This window comes from Cytobacillus sp. S13-E01, from assembly GCF_029193815.1.
Taxonomy (GTDB): Bacteria; Bacillota; Bacilli; order Bacillales; family Bacillaceae_L; genus Bacillus_BV.
The window spans coordinates 15,468-37,343 of record NZ_JARFVC010000034.1 but is presented as its reverse complement, the minus strand read 5'-3'; the positions used below and the strand labels follow the sequence as shown (position 1 = coordinate 37,343).

The following is a 21,876-nucleotide window of genomic DNA, read 5'->3' as shown; positions in this document are numbered from 1 at the left end:
CAAAATGATTAAAAATCTACTTGGTGTTATCGACGCAACTACATACCGAAATGAATTAGAGGATTTAACCATCAACCGTTCAATGGCTGCAATACCTTTTGCAGGTAGATATCGATTAATTGATTTTATTCTTTCAAATATGGTTAATTCAGGTATTGAAAGTGTAGCCATTTTTCCAAGATATCAATATCGCTCTTTAATGGATCATTTAGGCTCTGGGAAGCAATGGGATTTAAATCGTAAGCGAGATGGATTATTCTTCTTTCCGGCATCCGATCTTGATTTGAATGAGGAAATTGGTTCATTTAAACAATTTCAAAACAATATGGACTATTTTTTAAGAAGTACTCAAAAGTATACATTAATCGCTAATAGCTATACAGTCTGCAACATTGATTATAATATGATTTTGAAAAGACATATTGAGGCCGATTGTGATATTACAGAAGTACGTAATCTTGGAAAGTCACTTGAAATGTTTATTTTGGAAACGTCATTACTGATTGATTTGATTACTAACCATAAGAAGACCGGCTATTTAAGTATTTTAGATGTGGTGCGTGATCATCGTCATAGTTTGAAAATATGTGACTATGAATATAGAGGATATGTATCTGTAGTCGATTCAATTAAAAAATACTACACTCATAGTATGGAATTATTACAACCTACTGTTTGGAAACAGCTATTTTTACAATCAGATCCGATTTACACAAAAGTAAAAGATGAACCTCCTACCAAATATACCAAAAACGGGGTAGTAAAAAATTCAATTATTGCTAATGGCTGCATAATAGAAGGTCACGTTGAAAATAGCATCATTTCACGAGCTGTTAAAATTGGAAAAGGTACAATCATAAAAAATAGTATTATCATGCAAAAAAGCTTAATTGGTGAAGATTGTGTGTTAGATTCAGTCATTATTGATAAAGATGTAAGAGTAGAGAGTAATGTGAAACTTCAAGGAAGTGAAATTTCTCCGTACGTAGTTCGAAAAGGAACAATACAAGGAGCGTTGATGAGATCGTGAAAGTGCTATTTGTCGTTTCAGAGTGTGTCCCATTTGTTAAATCTGGTGGCTTAGCAGACGTAGCTGGTGCACTTCCAAAGGAGTTGAGAAGTCTAGGAACTGATGTTAGGGTCATACTTCCTAAATATGGTCAAATCTCTAACCAATTTAAGCAAAACATGGAAAAAGTGAACGAAATGACAGTTAAAGTTGGTTGGAGAAATCAATACTGCGGAATTGAAATGCTAACATATGATGGGATTATTTATTATTTCATCGATAATGAATACTACTTTAACCGAGACAGTTTATATGGCCATTATGATGATGGGGAACGTTTTTCGTTTTTCTGTCAAGCGGTGTTGGAGTCTTTACCTTTGTTAGAGTTTATTCCTGATGTCATTCACTGTCATGATTGGCATACGGGAATGGTCAACTTTCTATTGGAGAATGAGTATAGTACCAATGTAGATTATGCTTCGATTCGGTCTGTGTTTACGATTCACAATCTACAGTTTCAGGGTATCTTTCCAAAAGAAATTTTAGGAGATTTGTTAAATCTTTCTGACGAATATTTCAACCAAGAACAGCTTGAGTTTTATGGGAATGTTAATTTTATGAAAGGTGCTATAGTTTCGTCTGATATTATTACAACGGTTAGCCCTACATATAAAAATGAAATCCAGACTGAGTTTTTTGGAGAAAAATTAGATGGTCTATTACGTGAGCGAAGTGATGCACTGGTTGGCATTTTAAATGGAATTGATGATGACCTGTATAACCCTAGAAATGATATGTTAATAAAAGCACAATACGATCACTCTGCCCTAAAAAATAAGGCGAAAAATAAACGTGCACTTCAAAGATATTTTGGGTTACCAGAAAGAACAGATGTCCCAATTATTTCAATTATTTCTCGGCTAACCGAGCAAAAGGGACTAGAGCTGGTCATTCGCGTGATTGAAGAAATGCTTTCAAAAGATATTCAGTTTATCATTCTTGGAACAGGAGACTACCAATATGAAAATTGTTTCCATACACTAGCATATCGCTATCCAGAAAAATTTAAGGTATTTATAGGCTTTAATGAAGCTTTAGCACACCAACTGTATGCTGGCTCTGACCTATTTTTGATGCCATCAAAATTTGAACCTTGTGGCTTGGGACAATTGATTGCTTTACGATATGGAACGATTCCCATTGTAAGGGAAACGGGTGGTCTTAATGACACCGTCCAATCGTTTAATGAGCATACATGTGAAGGGAATGGATTTAGTTTTAAGAACTTTAATGCCCATGACATGCTGTATACCGTAAACAGGGCAATTGACTTTTACCACAAGAAAATAGAATGGAATAAACTTGTTATTGAGGCGATGTCTAGAGATTATAGTTGGGCTCAGTCAGCGTTTAAATATAACCGGCTTTATGCTGAGTTAATTGCTAGGAGTGGAAGTTATGTTCTCTGACAAAGATGCGTTTAAAAAAGCCTTTTTAAAAAAATTAGAAATGCAATGTGGAAAAAGCTTTAACGAATCAACTGTAAGAGATCAATATAATACACTGGGGAATATGGTAAGGGAATATATAAGTTCTGATTGGATTGTATCAAATGAAAAAAACCGTGGAGAAAATCGTAAGCAAGTGTATTACTTTTCTATCGAATTTTTACTTGGTCGGTTGTTAGGGAATAATCTGTTAAATCTTGGTATTTTTGAAACGGTTGAAGCTGGTTTACTTGATTTGGGAATCAATCTTAGGGATATTGAAGAAAGTGAAGCAGATGCTGGATTAGGAAATGGTGGTTTAGGTAGGTTGGCTGCATGTTTCTTAGATTCCTTAGCATCTTTAAATTTGCCAGGACATGGTTGCGGCATTCGCTATAAGCATGGTTTATTTGACCAAAAGATCGTTGACGGTTATCAAGTTGAGCTGCCAGAACAATGGCTTAGACATGGAAACGTGTGGGAAGTTCGGAAATCAGACCAAGCAATTGAAATTGGTTTTTGGGGAGAAATTGAGACATTAATACATGTTGGGAGACCCACGTTTAGACATGTAGATGCGGAAAAAATTTCAGCTGTACCTTATGATATCCCGGTGATTGGTTATGAAACAAATACGGTAAATACATTACGACTATGGAATGCAGAACCCTCTCCTTTCCCACATAATAAGGATGTATTAGAGTATAAGCGTGAAACAGAATCGGTTTCGGAATTTTTATATCCAGATGATACGCATGATGAGGGCAAGATATTAAGGCTGAAGCAACAATATTTTTTAGTTTCTGCAAGTTTGCAAAGTATTGTACGTAATTTCAGAAATAGAAATGGCAGATTAGATAATTTCCATAACAGTGTGGCAATCCATATCAATGATACACACCCTGTTTTAGCCATTCCAGAGCTGATGAGGCTCTTATTGGATGAAGAAGGAATGGGGTGGGAAGAAGCATGGCATATTACGACAAACACGATCTCTTATACAAACCATACGACATTATCGGAGGCTTTAGAAAAATGGCCGATTTATATCTTTAAACCGTTGCTTCCTCGGATATATATGATAGTTGAAGAAATCAATGAACGTTTTTGCCGGGAGTTATGGAATCGGTATCCTGGTGAATGGGGTCGGATAGAAGAGATGGCTATTATAGCCCATGATCTCGTAAAGATGGCTCATCTAGCAATTGTAGGTAGCTATAGCGTAAATGGTGTAGCAAAGATCCACTCTGAGATATTAAAGCACAGAGAAATGAAATTATTTTATGAATATTTCCCTGAAAAATTTAATAATAAGACAAATGGAATTACACACCGTCGTTGGTTACTGAAGGCTAACCCGCAACTATCTCATTTACTAACAGAAACAATAGGGAATAAATGGATTAATAGCCCTAGTACTTTAATAGAGTTAGAAAGTTATAGATATGATGCTGGGTTTCAACAGAAATTATTTGATGTTAAAATTGCCAGAAAAGAAATCCTGGCCAAACGAATTAAAGCTCAAACCGGAATAACCGTAGATGAGTATTCTATTTTTGATGTTCAAGTAAAACGGCTCCATGCCTATAAACGACAATTATTAAATGTACTACATATCATGTATCTCTATAATCGTATTAAAGAAGATTCGAATTTTACTATATTTCCTAGAACTTTTATTTTTGGAGCAAAGGCATCTCCTGGCTATTATTATGCAAAAAAGGTTATTAAACTTATTAATTCTGTAGCTGAAAAAGTAAATTATGACAAACAACTACGTGGCTTGCTAAAAGTAATTTTTGTTGAGAACTACAGAGTGTCTGTAGCTGAAGATATTTTCCCAGCAGCAGATGTGAGTGAGCAAATTTCAACAGCTAGTAAGGAAGCTTCTGGGACTGGAAATATGAAGTTTATGATGAATGGTGCACTAACAATTGGGACGTTAGATGGAGCGAACATTGAAATTCTTGAAGCAGTCGGTGATGAAAATATCTTTACGTTTGGATTAAAAGCTGATGAAGTGCTTCACTTTAACCAAAACGGGGGATATTACTCTAATGAATATTATCATCATGATAAACGAATTCAGCAGATACTAGAACAATTAATTAATGGTCATTTTCCAGATACGGAGGGAGACTTTGAAGCTATTTATGATTCGTTACTGATGCAAAATGATCAGTATTTCGTTCTCCGTGATTTTTCAGCTTATGTTGCTGCCCAGGAGCGGGTAAATGAAGCCTATCAGGATAAAAGTAGCTGGATAGAAAAGAGTATTACCAATATTGCAAGGTCTGGCAAATTTTCTAGTGATAGGACCATTCAAGAGTATGCAAAGCATATTTGGAATATTAAAGCATAATTTTTTGGAGTAGGTCCTTTTTTGAAGATACCTTCTCACTTGTAATATCTGAAATTATATGTGAAAGATAAAATTTTTACCTGGTTATGGTCTAGCTCCAGGCGCCGTCGAACCTGAGGTCATAAGTCAAACCGTCCGGAAGGTTAAAGAACAATCTTCCGGACGGCTCGTCTTATGCTTAACTTGGGCAGGATGTTTAGTAACGATGATAAAAGCGCTCGATTATTCAATCGTGATCTAATTCAATTTCAACAGATTGGATGTTATCACCATAAACTTTGTTCTCAATTTCAAGTGCGTTCACATCTTCCCCCCTCCTTTCATATCTTCTTTAATTTAACAGTCCTCATTTAAAGAAAGATTATTTTCCGTATTACTATGAAAAATCTGTAAAAATATACTGTCAAAAAATGATGTCGATGGTTATGCGGTAATTGTCGTTGGGTAATTCCTATTTTTCGAGTGAATTTTTAAATTTGTCGCATTTTAGGAAAGTGAAAAGAGTGACAGAATAAATTCAGAAGATTATAATTAATAAAAGTATTTCGCTAAAATAAAATGTGTAAATATTTACAAAAGGAGGAGTCGGATTTGAGTACAGAGGTTGCTATAAAAAAGAAATATTGGCCAAAAACGAAGCGGTGGAGAGTAGTCATTATAATAATTATGACTCTACTATTTCTACTAATAGCAACAGTACTAACTGGGTATTTATTTATTCGAAAAAGTTTACCTGTTGTGAGCGGCGAAGTAACGGTTAATCAGCTAGATGAAAAGGTAACTGTGTATCGTGATAAAAATGGAGTTCCACACATTGAGGCAAAAAATGCTAGGGATTTATACATAGCCCAAGGCTATGTAACCGCACAGGACCGACTATTTCAAATGGATTTATCAAGGAGACAGGCATCTGGTGAGCTAAGTGAAGTTATTGGAAAAAGTACACTTGAAAAAGATAAGTATTTCAGAACACTCGGTTTACGTAGAGCGGCTGAAGATAGTTATGCTATCTACTCCGAAGAAGCTAGGCAAGCATTGGACTGGTATGCTGAAGGAGTGAATGCTTACATAAATGAGGCAGTCGAGAAAAACTCATTACCTATTGAATTCACACTTGCAGGATATGAGCCTGAGGAATGGAGTTCAATTGATTCGTTAACAATCGGAAAATATATGGCATATGATTTAGGTGGACATTGGGAAGGGCAGGCATTTCGTTACTATATGGCACAAAATTTTCCAGAGGAAAAAGTACTAGAGTTATTCCCTGTCTATCCTGAAGATGGTCCAACTGTATTACAAACATTAAAAGATAATCCTCTAGATATAACGAAGAGCTTTGCTTCTGTAGACATTCCAGCTGAATGGAATGGCAGTAATAACTGGGTCGTATCTGGTGCAAAAACTGAATCGGGATTTCCTTATTTGGCAAATGATCCCCATCTAGGTCTTGGGACACCTTCAATATGGTATGAAGTGCAGCTTAAAGCTCCTGATTTAAATGTAAACGGTGTTATATTTGCAGGTATCCCTGGCGTTATTCTTGGAAGAAACGATAATATTGCATGGGGAGTGACTAATGTCGGACCAGATGTTCAGGATTTATATATTGAAAAACGTAATCCGGACAATCCTAATCAGTTTATGTATATGGGAAATTGGGAAGAAGCTGAGGTTATCTCTGAGCCAATTAAGGTTAAGGATGGAGAAACGATTCCATATGAAGTAACGATTACTAGGCATGGACCGATTATATCTGAATTTGCCCAGGATACAAAAACGGATACAGCACTTGCAATTAGATGGACAGCATTAGAACCTTCAACCGAATTGGAAGCTGTATTAAAGTTTAATAAGGCGAAGAATTGGGATGAATTTAAAGAGGCACTAACATATTTTCATACTCCTGCACAAAACTTTGTGTATGCGGATAAGGAAGGAAACATTGCTTATAGAGCAAATGGACTTATCCCTATTCGAAAAAAAGGTGATAGTTCTGTACCTGTACCAGGTTGGACAGATGAATATGAGTGGGATGGGTTTATTCCATGGGGTGAGCTACCAACATTAATTAATCCAGATGAAGGATTTATATCAACAGCAAACAACAAAATTGTTGGTGTAGACTATCCATATCATATTACAAATACATGGGCCCAGCCTTATCGTCAGCAACGAATTCGTGATGTGTTAATGAGTAAAGAAAAACTCTCAATCGATGATATGAAAGAACTTCAATTTGATCAGTACAACCTCCAGGCTCAGGAATTTGTCCCAATATTATTAGAAGCGTTAAAAGGAACAAGTTTACGACCTATTGATGAAAAAGCAAGGGAAATGCTTAGTAAATGGGATTATTATGACACTGTAGAAACTGGGGGACCGTTACTATTCAATTTATGGATGATTGAATTTGCAAATGTCTTATTTGAAAATGACATTCCAGAAGAAATAGCTGATTTTTTCGAAGGTAAGGCACAAATCGTTGATGAGATGATACGCGATGCAGTAAAAGGTAAAGAAGGCATTTGGTTAAAAGATGCGGGTGGATTTGATAAGGTAGTTATAAGCTCTTACCAACGGACAGTTGATAAAATTTCAGAGCTTCAAGGTAATGATGCATCGAAATGGCAATGGGGAGAATATCATGCTGTTCAATTTAGTCACCCACTTTCAGCAATTAAACCATTGAACTACCTCTTTAATTTTAAGAAACCAACTCCGATTGGTGGTAGCCGCGTTACTGTTGAAGCAGCGGGTTGGAATAATACAACTGGGCTGGTGAATCATGGTGGCGCTTGGAGAACTGTTGTTGACTTGGAAAACCTCTCAAAAAGTTATAATGTTGTAGGTCCAGGCCAGTCAGGCAATGTGTTAAGTAATTGGTATGATGATCAAGTGGATGAGTGGACTACAGGTGAATATCACACTACCTATACAGAATCATATGAAAACGAGGAATTAAGGCTCGATTTAATGCCAGGTAATTAAGAAAAGGGCGGGGGCGCCCTGCACTTTTTTAAAGCTAAATTTAGTGTCTAGCTCCGGGCGGGCGCCCTTCGCTTTTCTTAAAAGATAAGAAAGTATAAAAGTTAGTACCTAGTTTTAGTGTCTAGCTCCGGGCGCCATCGGACCTGAGGTCATAAGCCAAGCCCTTCCCGAAGGCAAAGAACGCCTTCAGTCAGGGCTCGTCTTATGCTTGACTTGCACAGGATGTGCTGATGTCGATGTTCGCCACAGGACGTGGCGGGTTTTAATCGATGCGCCGATAGGCGGGCGCCCTGCGCTTTTCTTATTCTCTTGCTTCTGCTTCTTCTTCTGTGTAAGGGTCTTTTTCATAAGCAGGTAAGTCACCAAAGATTGTCATTGTACCTAATTCGTCTAACTCAGTTTCGTATCTTTGATGTTGTTTGTTTGGATAGACTCTGATTTCATTGCCATCAATATCATTTGCAGCAAAGTTTTCATATGCTTCCACATAACCAACTTGGTCATGAGATTCGATATATACATCATTATAATGATCAATGTTTTCATTTATATCAGACGGTGTTTCTGAGGTTCCATACCGGGCTACATCTTGCCAAGAATCCTCAGCGTCATACGCCTCTACATCTTCATCATCAAATTCGAATTTACCAAACGGAGTCATTAACACTCCCTCTTCAATTGGACGATTATGAGAAACAACTTGGTCTGGACTATGATCTTTACAAAAGTTGGTGGTAGGAAGTACTTCTAGACGTTCTTTAGGGATATCAATCCCACATACCTCACATTTACCATATGTTCCGTCCTCAATTTTTTCTAATGCAAGGTATACATCCTTCAGTTCTCTTTCAGTATGGTCATTTAAAGCAATATCTTTTTCTCTTTCATATAATGCACTACCTTCATCTGCAGGATGGTTATCATAGCTTGACAACTCACCCATTGATTCATGGTAGTGTCCATTATCAAGATCAAAATTATCATTTTCTTGTAAACGACGTTCAATATCCTCTTTTGCGTTTATCAACTGTGAACGGAAGGTTGATAATTGCTCAGATGTAAGCATAAAAACACTCCTTCCTATGATTATATAAGTATTATCTGCTGAAAAAGCAAAAAAATAATTGTAAAAAAAAACTTATTTGAAATTGCTTCAAATTTGTATAAGAATAGTTTTTATGAAAAAAAGAGACCAACTCACACGAGTTAGTCCCTAAAATCACACAATATAACTTACGATCAACCCAATTGATAATAAAAACCCGAAGTGGATATTTGTTTGAGCCGTTGCTTTCATAGCTGGCATCATTTGAATGGGCTGTGTTTTACCGATAAAGCCTTTTGTAGCCTGAATAGCTTTAGGAATACTAATTAAAACTAATAAAGACCACACAGATGCTAAATCAACAAATATGAGAACGATAATCCAAATATATGATGTAATAAACATAAGAGCTAAAAATGTAATAGCATTTTTTCTTCCAATTAGAATTGCAAGTGTTTTACGACCGTTTTCTTTATCACCATCAAGATCACGGATATTATTTGCTAAAAGAATAGCTCCAACCAAAATAGAAATGGGTACAGAAATCAAAATAATTGTGGCTGTAATTGTTCCAGTCTGGATATAAAATGATAGTAGGATAATGATAAGACCCATAAACAGCCCAGCAACTAATTCACCAAACGGAGTGTATGCAATCGGCACAGGACCTCCAGTGTAAAAATAACCTGCTGTCATACAGATTGTTCCAATCAAGGCTATCCACCAACTACTGCTCATAGAAATATAAACACCAAGGAGCGTAGCAATACCAAAAAATATAAATGCAAGCCTTAATACTGTATTTGCTTTAATACCATCACGAACGATTGCACCACCTATGCCGACAGACTCAGCGGTGTCTAATCCACGCTTAAAATCAAAGTATTCATTTATCATATTTGTACCAGCTTGAATTAGTAAACAAGCCAATAACATTACAAAAAATAAAGGAATGTCTATTGTTGTTACAAATAAAGCAGAAGCTGTCCCAATGAAAACCGGAATAAATGCTGCAGATAGTGTATGAGGGCGTAATAATCTCCACCATACCTTCCAGTTTGCCATTTTCCTAGGAGAGGATTCTGGTTGTGTCTGTATTTGTGGTTGCATGAATTGTTTCTCCTTTCCTTACTATATAAAATAGAAGGGCAATTAAAGACCTACAAAGCTGTGTGTTTGAATATATACCAACGGACTCTAGGCGGTTGTGGATAAAAGCATGGGTGAATATTTAAGTTACTAAACAAGGGTGAGAGCTATTTTCTTTGTCACGTTGCTCCGCGCCCTTTTCTTCATACAAACTAAGTTTAGATAATTGTCGAATATGTGTCAATTACTTTTAAATGTTTTATGTAATAATCCATATAGTACCAAAGTCCAAATCTCTTTGTTTTCTTATATAAAATAGAAGTAATTTAATCATCACTTAGGAGGTAATACTGGTAAAATCGTGTCTGTTGACACATAATTATATTGAGGTGTATCTTAAAGTTAGCTTACTATGACAACTTATCTGAAATTAAATTTGTCGATTCGACTAATATATAGGTAAATGAAAAAATATTTTAGGTTTTTAATTTAACATTATAATCTATTCATCTACAAAGTTTTTTAATTGGAATAGATTTTTCACGGGGGGATAAAAGTGGTAATCATTCAAGAAAAAAATATAAAAAAGCATCTTAGAAAAGTTGATGATTTACATTCGTATAAAAACTTTAATCCAATACTTGTTAGCGAAGTGAAAAAAGTGGAGAATATTGACCCCCTCAGTTTCTTTATTTCCGGAAAAAAATACTTTCAGGGACAACGTTTTTATTGGAATGACCCTACTAACCATACGGTCATTATTGGTGTTGGTTATTTACATACGATAGAAGTAAACAAATCCTCCGACCGTTTCGGAGATGTCGATCGACAGTGGAAACAAATCCTTGCCAATAGGTACAGAACAAACGATGATGAGGTAATTGGAACAGGCCCAATGTTATTTGGTGGATTTTCATTTGATCCATTAGGAAAAAGAACAAGTTTATGGAAAAAATTCCCTGATGCTAAATTCATCATGCCTACCATAATGTTGTCTATTATAGATGGCGAGTCATGGTTAACAACTAATTATTTTTGTAACGATAGGGAAAATGAAAATAGGTTTTCTGAAGATCTTGAAAATGTTGCAAAAGGTCTACTTGAAGAAAGTGGAAAAGTAGTAGCTAATAACTCTGCTGAAAGTCCTTACCATAAAACAGAAGTTATGCCCGAAGAATGGAAAGCAAGTGTTAGCAAAATTGCTGACAAGATCCAAGCGGGAGAGGTTGAAAAAGTAGTATTAGCAAGGGAAATAAGATTACAATTTGACCAAACAATCGATGCGGCGGTAGTTATAGCAACCCTAAGAGAGCAGCAACCGATGAGTTATACCTTTGCATTTGAAAATGGTGATGATTGTTTTGTGGGCGCTTCACCTGAAAGATTAGTAAGAAAGAAAAACAATGAATTGCTTTCAACATGTTTAGCAGGGTCAATTAAGAGAGGTAAAAGCCTAAAAGAAGACGATGAATTGGGTAATATTCTTTTAAAGGATAAGAAGAATATTATCGAGCACGAAGTAGTAGTCCATATGATAAAAGAGGCAATGAGTGAGGCCTGTGATAAGTTAGAAGTACCCAATAAACCTTCACTTTACAAAATGAGGGACATACAGCATCTGTATACACCAGTTAAGGGAATTGTGAAAGATGGAGTATCATTACTTTCTATGGTACAACGTCTACATCCGACTCCTGCTTTAGGTGGCTTTCCTAAAGAAGTCGCAATGCAGCAAATAAGGGAAATTGAAGTTCTCGACAGGGGCTGGTATGCTGGCCCAATAGGATGGTTTGATGGAAATGACAATGGGGAATTTGCAGTTGCAATCCGTTCGGCTTTACTACAAAGCAAGGAAGCATCTCTTTTTGCAGGTTGTGGTATTGTAGGAGATTCCCAGCCTGAAAGTGAATTTAAGGAAACAGAGATTAAATTTAAGCCAATGCTCTATGCATTAGGAGGAGAGAAAAATGACTCAAAATGATTCACTTACTGCATATGTCGCTTCTTTTGTAGATGAGTTGGTTCGTGTGGGGGTTACAAATGTAGTGATTAGTCCTGGTTCTCGTTCTACTCCAATGGCGATCTTAATGGCTGAGCATCCCAACTTAAACGTATATGTAAACATTGATGAGCGCTCAGCCGCTTTCTTTGCATTAGGAATAGCAAAGGCAAAAAAATCGGCTGTTGCGATTCTTTGTACATCCGGAACGGCAGCGGCCAATTATTATCCAGCAATTGTAGAGGCTAGCATTTCAAGAGTGCCATTACTTGTATTAACTGCAGACAGGCCACATGAACTGAGGGATGTCGGGGCGCCACAAGCGATTGATCAGCTCCACTTGTTTGGTAAGTATGCAAAATGGTTTGTTGAAATGGCGATTCCTGAAGGGTCAGATGAAATGCTTCGCTACGTAAGAACAGTTGCAGCGCGCGCAACAGGAAAAGCGTTAGCTTCACCTGCTGGACCAGTACATTTGAACTTTCCATTCCGTGAACCATTACTGCCTAATCTAAAAATGGACAACCTCTGGAATAAAGGTCAATGTAATCAACCATCACATGTAAACGTTTTAATAGGTGATCCAAAATTAGAAGAGGTTGATATTGAATATCTTTATTCAATCATTGGTTCCAATGAAAAAGGCTTAATCATCTGTGGTGAACATTACGAAGGTAATTTTACAGATTCAGTAGTAAAGTTAGCGGAAGTATTACAATTTCCGATATTAGCTGATCCCTTGTCACAGCTTAGAAGTGGTAGCCATTCAAAGGAATACATAATTGATTGTTACGACGCCTTTTTAAGAAATCATGAATTTATTAATGAATATAAACCAGGAGTAGTTATCCGATTTGGAGCAATGCCAATTTCTAAAGCCTTGCTTTTATATTTAAAATCATTAACTAACTACAAACAAATAGTTGTTGATGGTGATGGAGGTTGGCGCGAACCAACCCTAACAGCTTCCGAGATGGTTTATTGTAATGAAATAGATTTCTGTGAGGCCATAGTTAAGAAAAGGACAAAGGGTAATCATTCATCTTCACAATGGCTGAAAACATGGCTGCATATTAACGAGCGTACAAAAACAAAAATTTATAAAGCAAATATGGGAGAAACTCTTGTTGAGGGAAAAGTGTTTAATGAAATACTTCAACTATTACCAAATGACTCAACAGTATTTGTGGGTAATAGTATGCCAATCCGAGATCTAGATACATTTTTTATCAACAATGAAAAAAATATAAAAGTTATGGCAAATCGAGGTGCAAACGGAATTGATGGAGTAGTCTCTACTGCGTTAGGTGTATGCACAACATCTGATTCTCCACTTGTATTAGTGATTGGTGACTTATCTTTTTATCATGATCTAAATGGGTTGCTCGCTGCGAAACAACATAGAATATCGATTACGATCGTTCTGATTAATAATGAGGGGGGAGGAATTTTTTCATTTTTACCACAGGCAAAGGAGGAAACACATTTTGAAACATTGTTTGGTACTCCAATAGAATTGGATTATAAACATGTGGTAAAAATGTATGGTGGTACTTTTGAAAGAATTCTTTCATGGCAAACCTTCCAACAAGCTTTTGAAAACTCGATTAATACAACTGGTTTATCAGTAATTGAAGTACCTTCAAATAGAGCAGAGAATGTCATGATTCATCGTACTTTGTGGAATCATGTTTCCCAGGAAATATCAAATTTCATTGCAAATGGTGAAATTGAATGAATATTGTCGTAAACCAAAAGTCCTATCATGTCGAAGTTTACGGTAAAGGTGAACCTGTAGTGTTATTACATGGTTTTACGGGTAGCACCCAAACTTGGGATCAGATCTTACCACTTTTACAAAACAATTGTCAATGTATCTTAGTTGACATTATAGGACATGGAAAAACAGATTCACCTACTTATTATTACTTGTATGAAATGGAATCAGTCGGAAATGATATCATCTCAATTTTAGATAAACTGTTAATTAGTAAGACAGCGTTAGTAGGGTATTCGATGGGTGGAAGGCTCGCACTCTCCATTGCTGTTAATCATCCTGATAGAATTAGCAAACTTGTGTTGGAAAGTAGTTCACCAGGCTTGCGATCAGAAGAAGAACGAAGTGCCAGGAAAAAATCTGATGAGGAATTAGCCTTTAAAATTGAGAAGTATGGGATTGATTGGTTTATTGATTATTGGGAAAGCATTCCTTTATTTCAATCACAGAAATCTTTAGCACTTGAAACTCAAACTTTAATCAGGAAACAAAGAGGGCACAATAATGTTATTGGTTTGGCTAACAGCCTTAGGGGAATGGGTACAGGCTCACAGCCTTCCTATTGGGACAACCTATTAACTCTTTTTGTTCCCGTATTATTAATTTGTGGTGAAATAGATGAAAAGTTTTGTTTCCTAGCTGTGGAAATGGAAAAAATGCTACCCAAATCGAGAGTTGAAAAAATAAAAGCCGTCGGCCATGCAATTCATGTGGAAGAACCGAAATTTTTTGGTAAAATAGTAAGTGGGTTTTTATTTGATCAAACATATCATTAAAAATACCAAGCCAATAGGTACTATACATAATTAAGGAGGACAAGCTAATGGCATCATTTGAATGGGTTGCAGAACGCAAGTATGAAGATATTTTATATGAAACGTTAAATGGCATTGCTAAGATTTCAATTAATCGCCCAGAAGTACGAAATGCGTTTCGTCCTAAGACGGTTATGGAATTAATCGACGCTTTCGCTTATGCACGTGATGATTCCAATATTGGGGTTATTGTTTTAGCAGGTGCTGGAGATGAAGCATTCTGTTCTGGTGGAGATCAAAGAGTACGTGGACATGGTGGATATGTGGGTGAAGACCAAATCCCACGTTTAAATGTTCTAGATTTACAACGCCTAATCCGTGTAATTCCTAAACCAGTGGTTGCAATGGTTTCAGGATATGCAATTGGTGGAGGACATGTTTTACATATCGTATGTGATTTAACTATTGCTGCTGATAATGCAATCTTTGGACAAACAGGACCTAAGGTAGGAAGTTTTGACGCTGGGTATGGCTCAGGCTATTTAGCTCGTATTGTTGGTCATAAGAAAGCTCGTGAAATCTGGTTCCTATGCCGCCAGTATAATGCACAAGAAGCTCTTGATATGGGATTAGTTAACACTGTTGTTCCGCTCGAAAAACTAGAGGAAGAAACGGTCCAATGGTGTCAAGAAATGCTTGAGAAAAGCCCAACGGCACTTCGTTTCTTAAAGGCAGCATTTAATGCAGATACTGATGGTCTTGCAGGTCTTCAGCAATTTGCCGGTGACGCAACGTTATTGTACTATACAACTGACGAAGCGAAGGAAGGTCGTGATGCGTTTAAAGAAAAACGCAATCCGGACTTCAAGCAATTCCCTCGTTTTCCTTAATTCGAAGAAAAAAACAGTTTGGTTACTTAACCAAACTGTTTTTTACATTTTTTAAGATTTTCCGCAGAATTTCACTTATATACTCAAATCTTGCTGATAATTGGCGCTATATCTTCACATTAATTATACTTATCTTGAATAGGTCAACAAACAACACTATGATGAGGAGAAAGAATATGAACAACATAGCAGAAACACCAAATTGGTTAAAAAACCGAGCTTTCCTAACACCTAACCGACTTGCCTTAATAACTAATAAGGATAAGTTAACATTTCAACAACTTCATGAAAAAGTACTAATCTTTGCTAAACAATTAGCTAGTCTTGGTATAAAAAATGGTGAAATGACAGCGGTCTTAATGAAAAACAGTACAGAGATGGTTGTTACTATTCACGCACTAAAATACCTAGGGGCAGTCACAGTCCTATTAAATACAAGATTAACAAGCCACGAACTTTTGTGGCAAGTAGTTGATTCAAAACCATCTTTTATACTAACAGAGCTAGAATTTATGAGTAGATTAGAGGTTATTAAGGAAAACAATCCATTAACAGCAATCGTCGAAGTGGAAAAAATTGAATCTCTAGAGCTGGCAGAGTGTGAAATTGTAACTGATTTCCTTATGGATAAAGCCGATACAATTATGTATACATCTGGAACCACAGGTAAACCAAAAGGAGTTATCCAATCCTATGGAAATCATTGGTGGAGTGCAGTCGGCTCTGCACTTAACATGGGGTTACGTGACGATGATTGTTGGTTAGCGGCAGTTCCTCTATTTCACATAAGTGGCTTATCGATTTTAATGAGAAGTGTTATATACGGAATTCCTGTGGTATTGCATGAGAGTTTTAATGTTAAAGATGTAAACGACTCAATACATAAAGATAAGATAACCATTGTGTCAGTAGTTAGTGCAATGCTAACACAAATGATTGAACAACTAGGAAATAATAAGTATCCAAGTCAGTTACGATGCATGCTTTTAGGGGGAGGTCCAGCTCCGAAGCCATTACTCGAAGCTTGCAGAGATCGTTCAATACCTGTATTTCAAACATACGGAATGACAGAGACATCATCACAAATTGTTACTTTATCACCAGAATATAGTTTGAGTAAATTAGGGTCTGCTGGTAAACCATTATTTCCTTCACAGCTGATGATTGTAACAGATGGTAGTGCTTCCTTAGCTTATCAGGCTGGTGAAATTGTTGTAAAAGGCCCAAATGTTACGAAAGGTTATTTAAATCGAGCTGACGAAACAAAGGATGCCTTGCGAGAGGGGTGGTTCCATACAGGTGACATAGGCTATGTTGATGAAGAGGGATTTCTCTTTGTACTTGATAGGCGCTCAGATTTAATTGTTTCTGGTGGAGAAAATGTATATCCAGCTGAAATTGAAGAGGTGTTGCTTACACATTCTGATATTTATGAAGCAGGAGTCATCGGGATTGAAGATGATAAGTGGGGACAAATACCGTGCGCATTTATAATAGGAGATAACCTTAGCGAAAAGGATGTAATTCATTTCTGTGAACATAAACTTGCAAAGTATAAAATTCCAAAGAAAGTATACTTTGTTGATGAGCTTCCTAGAAATGCTTCTAATAAACTAGTCCGCCGTAAACTTTTAGATTTACTCAAATAAAGAGGTGTACACATGAAAATAAAGAAATTGACGCTTCATCTTATTGAGATGGAGCTGGTGTCTCCATTTAAGTCTAGCTTAGGGAAAATAAGTAAAAGAGAAAGTATTTTAGTTGAAGTAGAGGACTGTGATGGAATCATTGGCTGGGGGGAAGTCGTTGCTTTCTCGTCACCTTGGTATACTGAAGAAACGATAAAAACGTGCTGGCATGTGATTGAGGACTTTTTAGTGGATAAACTGTTCGGTATATCGATTACCCACCCAGAAATGCTTCGTGAACTTTTTAAAAGTATTAAGCGTAATCAAATGGCCAAAGCTGGGGTAGAGTCAGCGATTTGGGATCTATATGCAAAGCGTAAGAACTTACCACTAGCACAGGTTTTAGGAGGCACTAAAGAGAAAATTGAAGCTGGTGTTGTAATAGGAATAGAGTCAATTGATTCAATGCTGAGAAAAATCGATAGTCATCTTAATGATGGCTATAAACGATTTAAAATCAAAATAGAACCAGATAATGATATTGCTATCATAAAAATGATACGAAAACATTTTGCTAACCTTCCTTTAATGGCTGATGCAAACTCAGCCTATAGTTTGCAAGACGTCGAAAGGCTTAAGGCACTTGATGAGTATAAATTAATGATGATAGAACAGCCACTTGGTTCTGATGACATTGTTGATCATTCAAAATTACAAAGACAGCTTGAAACGCCTATTTGCCTTGATGAGAGTATTACTTCATTTGAGGATGCTAGAAAAGCGATTGAGTTGGAAAGTTGTAAGGTCATAAACATAAAAGCAGGACGTGTTGGTGGATTGTCAGAGGCTATTAGAATTCACGACTTGTGCAAAGAACATGGTATTCCTGTTTGGTGTGGTGGGATGCTTGAAACAGGTATTTCAAGGGCACATAATATTGCGCTTGCATCACTACCCAATTTCACAATACCAGGTGATATTTCAGCTTCATCACGGTATTGGGAACAAGATATTATCGTACCTGCAGTGACTATTCATAATGGAATGATTGATGTTCCAAAAGGACCTGGAATGGGTTTTGAAATTAATCGAAACGTAATCAAAAGGCATTTAAAACAAAAAAAGGTATTCAGTATGGGCTAGATGCTATTATGTCTAGTCTTTTTTTAAGGTAATAAGTATTTGCACATAGTTTTAGGTCTAGTTCGTGGCGACCTGAGATCTTCTAATTGACTTTCTTACGGAGTAGATGCCATTTCTTTTTCGTTTGTCGAATAAAAATGTTTGACAAAAGTTAGATGAAGCCTTAAATTTTGTATAAGGTAAACTTTTTAGTGAAAAATCATGAAGTGTTCTTTTGGTTAAAATGTTGTTCACATTTTATTCTGTGGCTCATATTGTATATAAGATTATTTAGCGCATTTTTTTTGAATTAAAGTTGCGTTTAGGAAACACTTATAGCTTTATCTAATTGTTGATTTGCAAATACTTATTTCTACATTCAAAACTAATAAAGGGGAGAAGGCATAATGACTGAGGGTGTATTATTTGCATTGGGATTGACTGTGTTTGCTGGTCTTGCAACAGGAATAGGAAGTCTTTTAGCCTTATTAACATCTAAAACAAATACAAAATTCTTATCTATTGCACTAGGTTTTTCTGCAGGTGTGATGATCTATGTATCCATGATAGAAATCTTCGCAAAGGCTAATACTTCACTCTCGGGGGCATTAGGGAAGGAATTAGGTAGCTGGCTTACCGTCGGTGGTTTTTTTGGTGGTATGATTTTAATAGCTTTAATTGATAAATTTATTCCAAAGCAGGGTAATCCGCATGAGCTTAAAAAAGTGGAGGAGATGAGCCAATCATCTGTAAATGGAGCACAAGATCCAGCGTTACTAAAAATTGGTACTTTTACAGCTCTAGCGATTGCGATTCATAACTTTCCTGAAGGTATAGCGACTTTTACATCTGCTTTACAAGATCCCGCTCTTGGGGTTGCCATTGCAATCGCAATTGCCATTCATAATATTCCTGAAGGTATAGCAGTATCAGTTCCTATTTACTTTGCAACAGGAGATAAGAAAAAGGCATTTAAATTATCATTTTTATCGGGTTTATCTGAACCAGTTGGTGCAATCGTTGCTTACTTTTTTCTAATGCCATTCCTCAACGATGTAATGTTTGGCATTATATTTGCTGCGGTTGCAGGAATCATGGTATTTATTTCGCTTGATGAATTATTGCCTGCAGCCAAAAAGTATGATGAAACCCATCTCTCGATATATGGTTTGATGGCTGGTATGGCTGTTATGGCACTTAGTCTACTTTTGATTTAATTTAAGAGTGAAGTAATTTTAAAGAAAAGCGCAAGGAGCCCCCTTATCGGTCCGTCGATTAAAACCCGCCACGTCCTGTAGCGAACATCGACATCAGCACATCCTGTGCAAGTCAAGCATTATAAGAGCCCTAACTGAAAGCGTTTTTTGCCTTCGGGAAGGGGTTGGCTTATGACCTCAGATCCGATGGCGTCTGAAGCTAGACACTAAAACTAGGTACAAATTTTTTACTTTCTTATTTTTGAACAAAAGAAAACACCGGAAACGGTGTTTTCTAAAAATCTGGATCCATTAATCCTAATTCGATTGCACGATCTGCAATAATATTATCCATATCTCTTGGAAGATCCTCAAGTGAGCCAAATTTATATTCCCATAAATTCGTAAAAGAATCCACACAAATAGGAAAAGTCATTTGATTGGCATTTTCCACTTCTTCTTTAAATGAGTTAATGAGGCTATCCTTATTTGTCACAATGCTCCCACCCTTAGCCACTTGTATGTAGGACAACTATACACGAATATTATCTGTAGACTAAATTGGATTTATGAGGTTTATCAAAAAATATTTTCGGCAATAAAATTTATTTTTGTGTTATCAGAGACAGATTTTTCGATATCTAAACATACAGTTGAGAATATTTATCAATAATACATTGACAAGGATAATCATTCTCAATTAATATGGATGTATAGATAATTAGAAATAAAGTGAAACTTCATTCAGTAGAGGTCTTACTGCCCGTTTATGCGGGATAAATTTAGGTATAAAATAATAATTAGTTGGAGGTAGGGAGATGGCTTCATTATTAGTGGTTGGCGCTGATCATTTAGGTAGCATCACGGAAAAACTCATAAATTCCGGTTTTAAAGAGGTTATTCATTTAGATGGCCGAAAAGTGAACATGGTTAAGCGAGAAATACCGGACAATATCGATATTGTTTTTGTCATCACAGATTACATTAATCATAACTTAGCAAAGATAATAAAACAAAAAGCTAGGGAACAAGCAAAGCCAATCTATTTCGTAAAACGTTCATGGAGCTCAATACATAAAGTAATTGATCAGTTACAACCGATTGCTTTTGTCAATTAATAGTGTATTTAGAAGAAAGATAATCATTTAAGATTTGCTATCTTTCTTTTTTTGATTATATACTTTGTATAGTGTTTTTTAGCAAATACTAGCATTAATAGAAAGTTATTGATAAAATATGTACAAAAAGAGGTGGAACCATGCGATTGCTTGAAGAAATAATCGAACACAATCGAAGCTTTGTTGAGAAAGAGGAATTTCAAAAGTATCAAACGACGAAATTTCCTGATAAGCGCTTAGTAATATTATCTTGTATGGATACCCGCTTAGTTGAACTATTACCACAAGCACTCAATTTGAAAAATGGTGATGTGAAAATTATTAAAAATGCAGGGGCGATTGTGGCCCATCCATTTGGAAGTATCATGCGGAGTATTTTAGTGGCTGTATACGAATTAAATGCCGATGAAGTATGCGTGATTGGGCATCGTGATTGTGGTATGAGTCATTTAGATTCTAAAAAGATACTTGATAAAATTGAGGCAAGAGGTGTGCCGACAGATAAAATTGATACATTAAAGTATTCTGGGATTGATTTACACCGTTGGTTTGAAGGCTTTGACAGCGTAGAAGAAAGCGTGGAATTTAGTGTTAACATGATTAAAAAACATCCACTTCTACCACCAAGTATTCCTGTTCATGGTTTGGTAATCGATCCAGGGACTGGGAATTTAGATATTGTTGTGAATGGCTATGAACTTGAAGCGTAACTTTGTAGTTAAGCATGAACTCCTATATGGGTTCATGCTTTTTTAAAGATATAAGAATAATTTGGAGATTATTAAACGGTTTTGTATGATTGAGATTGATAATAAGAGTCAAGGTTATGTTAAAAATATGTTGTAAGTGATATGTGAGGTGAGGGAGTGAAGAAGTTAAGTTTTCTTTTTTTTAGTATATTTATTGTCTTAATTGGGTGTAGCGGTGAAGTCCAAAACACTGGAGAGGTTCATTTTATTGAGGTTGAAATTCAAACTCCTGAAAAGATTGAACCAAATGAAGAAATTGAAATTAGTGCGTTTGTTACACAAGGTGAAGAAGAAGTAAATGATGCCAATGAAGTTAAGTTTGAGATTTGGAAAAATGGCCAAGAGGACCATGAAATGGTTGAAGGTAACCATAAAGGAGAAGGAATTTACTCTATTACAAAGACATTCGACAAGGATGGAATTTATAGTGTAGTAGCACATGTTACAGCTAGGGATATGCACAGCATGCCTAAAAAAGAATTCGTAGTTGGGGACCCAAGCTGAAGCTAGTGAAGAAAATCAGCAAAGATGCTGTGAAAAATGGTCATTCAATACATGAAGATCAACCATATAGTTAGAATTCATGTCAGTGGGGGAGGATGAAGGAAACCCCACTGATTGAAGTTTCACTTTAGTTTGTTCCTTCCTTTTTTAAAAAT

General features: G+C 36.2%; 17 protein-coding genes. 14 read left to right on the top strand and 3 right to left on the bottom strand.

All coding sequences use genetic code 11. From position 1 onward, the window contains the following. The first annotated feature begins 4 nt into the window (after window positions 1-4). The 4 genes from glgD to PY093_RS17160 all read left to right on the top strand — a co-directional run bounded on the left by glgD (window position 5) and on the right by PY093_RS17160 (window position 7,849). Window positions 5-1,030: a glucose-1-phosphate adenylyltransferase subunit GlgD gene (gene glgD, locus PY093_RS17175; RefSeq protein WP_275647065.1), complete on the top strand. Its 1,026-nt coding sequence runs from the start codon at window positions 5-7 to the stop codon at window positions 1,028-1,030. After that, window positions 1,027-2,478, top strand: a complete 1,452-nt coding sequence (glgA, locus tag PY093_RS17170) for a glycogen synthase GlgA (RefSeq protein WP_275647064.1) — start codon at window positions 1,027-1,029, stop codon at window positions 2,476-2,478. The genes glgD and glgA overlap by 4 nt, the downstream gene beginning before the upstream one ends. Continuing rightward, on the top strand, window positions 2,468-4,858 hold the full coding sequence (locus PY093_RS17165; RefSeq protein WP_275647063.1) for a glycogen/starch/alpha-glucan phosphorylase: 2,391 nt from the start codon (window positions 2,468-2,470) through the stop codon (window positions 4,856-4,858). Before glgA ends, PY093_RS17165 begins: the two co-directional genes overlap by 11 nt. 591 nt (window positions 4,859-5,449) lie before the next feature. Then, window positions 5,450-7,849, top strand: coding sequence for a penicillin acylase family protein (locus PY093_RS17160; protein ID WP_275647062.1), 2,400 nt, complete (start codon window positions 5,450-5,452; stop codon window positions 7,847-7,849). Window positions 7,850-8,150: 301 nt separating this feature from the next. On the opposite strand, the gene PY093_RS17155 is transcribed toward PY093_RS17160, so the two are convergent. Next, complete coding sequence (locus PY093_RS17155) at window positions 8,151-8,915, bottom strand: TraR/DksA C4-type zinc finger protein (RefSeq protein WP_275647061.1); 765 nt, start codon at window positions 8,913-8,915, stop codon at window positions 8,151-8,153. Window positions 8,916-9,068: 153 nt separating this feature from the next. Then, window positions 9,069-10,004: a 1,4-dihydroxy-2-naphthoate polyprenyltransferase gene (locus tag PY093_RS17150; RefSeq protein ID WP_275647060.1), complete on the bottom strand. Its 936-nt coding sequence runs from the start codon at window positions 10,002-10,004 to the stop codon at window positions 9,069-9,071. Window positions 10,005-10,539: 535 nt separating this feature from the next. On the opposite strand from PY093_RS17150, the gene PY093_RS17145 reads away from it, so the two are divergent. The 7 genes from PY093_RS17145 (at window position 10,540) to zupT (ending at window position 19,371) form a co-directional block, all read left to right on the top strand. Next, window positions 10,540-11,964, top strand: a complete 1,425-nt coding sequence (locus PY093_RS17145; protein WP_275647059.1) for an isochorismate synthase — start codon at window positions 10,540-10,542, stop codon at window positions 11,962-11,964. Beyond that, the gene (gene menD / locus PY093_RS17140; protein WP_275647058.1) at window positions 11,951-13,720 is read left to right on the top strand and encodes a 2-succinyl-5-enolpyruvyl-6-hydroxy-3-cyclohexene-1-carboxylic-acid synthase; all 1,770 of its coding nucleotides are present in this window, start codon (window positions 11,951-11,953) and stop codon (window positions 13,718-13,720) included. The genes PY093_RS17145 and menD overlap by 14 nt, the downstream gene beginning before the upstream one ends. Then, window positions 13,717-14,535 (top strand): 2-succinyl-6-hydroxy-2,4-cyclohexadiene-1-carboxylate synthase, encoded by an 819-nt coding sequence (gene menH / locus PY093_RS17135; RefSeq protein WP_275647057.1) that lies wholly within the window; start codon window positions 13,717-13,719, stop codon window positions 14,533-14,535. The genes menD and menH overlap by 4 nt, the downstream gene beginning before the upstream one ends. 47 nt (window positions 14,536-14,582) lie before the next feature. Continuing rightward, on the top strand, window positions 14,583-15,404 hold the full coding sequence (gene menB, locus PY093_RS17130) for a 1,4-dihydroxy-2-naphthoyl-CoA synthase (protein ID WP_275647056.1): 822 nt from the start codon (window positions 14,583-14,585) through the stop codon (window positions 15,402-15,404). Between the two features lie 176 nt (window positions 15,405-15,580). Further along, window positions 15,581-17,053 (top strand): o-succinylbenzoate--CoA ligase, encoded by a 1,473-nt coding sequence (locus PY093_RS17125; protein ID WP_275647055.1) that lies wholly within the window; start codon window positions 15,581-15,583, stop codon window positions 17,051-17,053. A gap of 12 nt (window positions 17,054-17,065) precedes the next feature. Then, on the top strand, window positions 17,066-18,175 hold the full coding sequence (gene menC / locus PY093_RS17120) for an o-succinylbenzoate synthase (protein WP_275647054.1): 1,110 nt from the start codon (window positions 17,066-17,068) through the stop codon (window positions 18,173-18,175). Between the two features lie 386 nt (window positions 18,176-18,561). Then, entirely contained in the window at window positions 18,562-19,371 is an 810-nt protein-coding gene (zupT, locus tag PY093_RS17115; protein WP_275647053.1) for a zinc transporter ZupT, read from the top strand. 274 nt (window positions 19,372-19,645) lie between these two features. Here zupT and PY093_RS17110 read toward each other — a convergent pair whose 3' ends face one another. Beyond that, window positions 19,646-19,846 (bottom strand): hypothetical protein, encoded by a 201-nt coding sequence (locus PY093_RS17110; RefSeq protein ID WP_275647052.1) that lies wholly within the window; start codon window positions 19,844-19,846, stop codon window positions 19,646-19,648. 322 nt (window positions 19,847-20,168) lie between these two features. On the opposite strand from PY093_RS17110, the gene PY093_RS17105 reads away from it, so the two are divergent. The 3 genes from PY093_RS17105 to PY093_RS17095 all read left to right on the top strand — a co-directional run bounded on the left by PY093_RS17105 (window position 20,169) and on the right by PY093_RS17095 (window position 21,721). Then, window positions 20,169-20,468 (top strand): DUF2325 domain-containing protein, encoded by a 300-nt coding sequence (locus tag PY093_RS17105; protein WP_275647051.1) that lies wholly within the window; start codon window positions 20,169-20,171, stop codon window positions 20,466-20,468. Window positions 20,469-20,608: 140 nt separating this feature from the next. After that, window positions 20,609-21,178 carry a beta-class carbonic anhydrase gene (locus PY093_RS17100; protein ID WP_275647050.1) on the top strand — a complete coding sequence of 190 codons (570 nt, stop codon included), beginning with the start codon at window positions 20,609-20,611 and terminating at the stop codon, window positions 21,176-21,178. Window positions 21,179-21,334: 156 nt separating this feature from the next. Continuing rightward, on the top strand, window positions 21,335-21,721 hold the full coding sequence (locus PY093_RS17095) for a FixH family protein (protein WP_275647049.1): 387 nt from the start codon (window positions 21,335-21,337) through the stop codon (window positions 21,719-21,721). The last annotated feature ends 155 nt before the right edge of the window (window positions 21,722-21,876 follow it).

What these genes read in the sequence shown, in the direction of transcription:
- glgD (WP_275647065.1), top strand. Translation starts at nt 5, where the DNA reads ATGATTAAAAATCTACTTGGTGTTATCGACGCAACTACATACCGAAAT.
- PY093_RS17165 (WP_275647063.1), top strand. Translation starts at nt 2,468, where the DNA reads ATGTTCTCTGACAAAGATGCGTTTAAAAAAGCCTTTTTAAAAAAATTA.
- PY093_RS17155 (WP_275647061.1), bottom strand. Translation starts at nt 8,915, where the DNA reads ATGCTTACATCTGAGCAATTATCAACCTTCCGTTCACAGTTGATAAAC.
- PY093_RS17150 (WP_275647060.1), bottom strand. Translation starts at nt 10,004, where the DNA reads ATGCAACCACAAATACAGACACAACCAGAATCCTCTCCTAGGAAAATG.
- menD (WP_275647058.1), top strand. Translation starts at nt 11,951, where the DNA reads ATGACTCAAAATGATTCACTTACTGCATATGTCGCTTCTTTTGTAGAT.
- menH (WP_275647057.1), top strand. Translation starts at nt 13,717, where the DNA reads ATGAATATTGTCGTAAACCAAAAGTCCTATCATGTCGAAGTTTACGGT.
- menB (WP_275647056.1), top strand. Translation starts at nt 14,583, where the DNA reads ATGGCATCATTTGAATGGGTTGCAGAACGCAAGTATGAAGATATTTTA.
- PY093_RS17125 (WP_275647055.1), top strand. Translation starts at nt 15,581, where the DNA reads ATGAACAACATAGCAGAAACACCAAATTGGTTAAAAAACCGAGCTTTC.
- menC (WP_275647054.1), top strand. Translation starts at nt 17,066, where the DNA reads ATGAAAATAAAGAAATTGACGCTTCATCTTATTGAGATGGAGCTGGTG.
- zupT (WP_275647053.1), top strand. Translation starts at nt 18,562, where the DNA reads ATGACTGAGGGTGTATTATTTGCATTGGGATTGACTGTGTTTGCTGGT.
- PY093_RS17105 (WP_275647051.1), top strand. Translation starts at nt 20,169, where the DNA reads ATGGCTTCATTATTAGTGGTTGGCGCTGATCATTTAGGTAGCATCACG.
- PY093_RS17100 (WP_275647050.1), top strand. Translation starts at nt 20,609, where the DNA reads ATGCGATTGCTTGAAGAAATAATCGAACACAATCGAAGCTTTGTTGAG.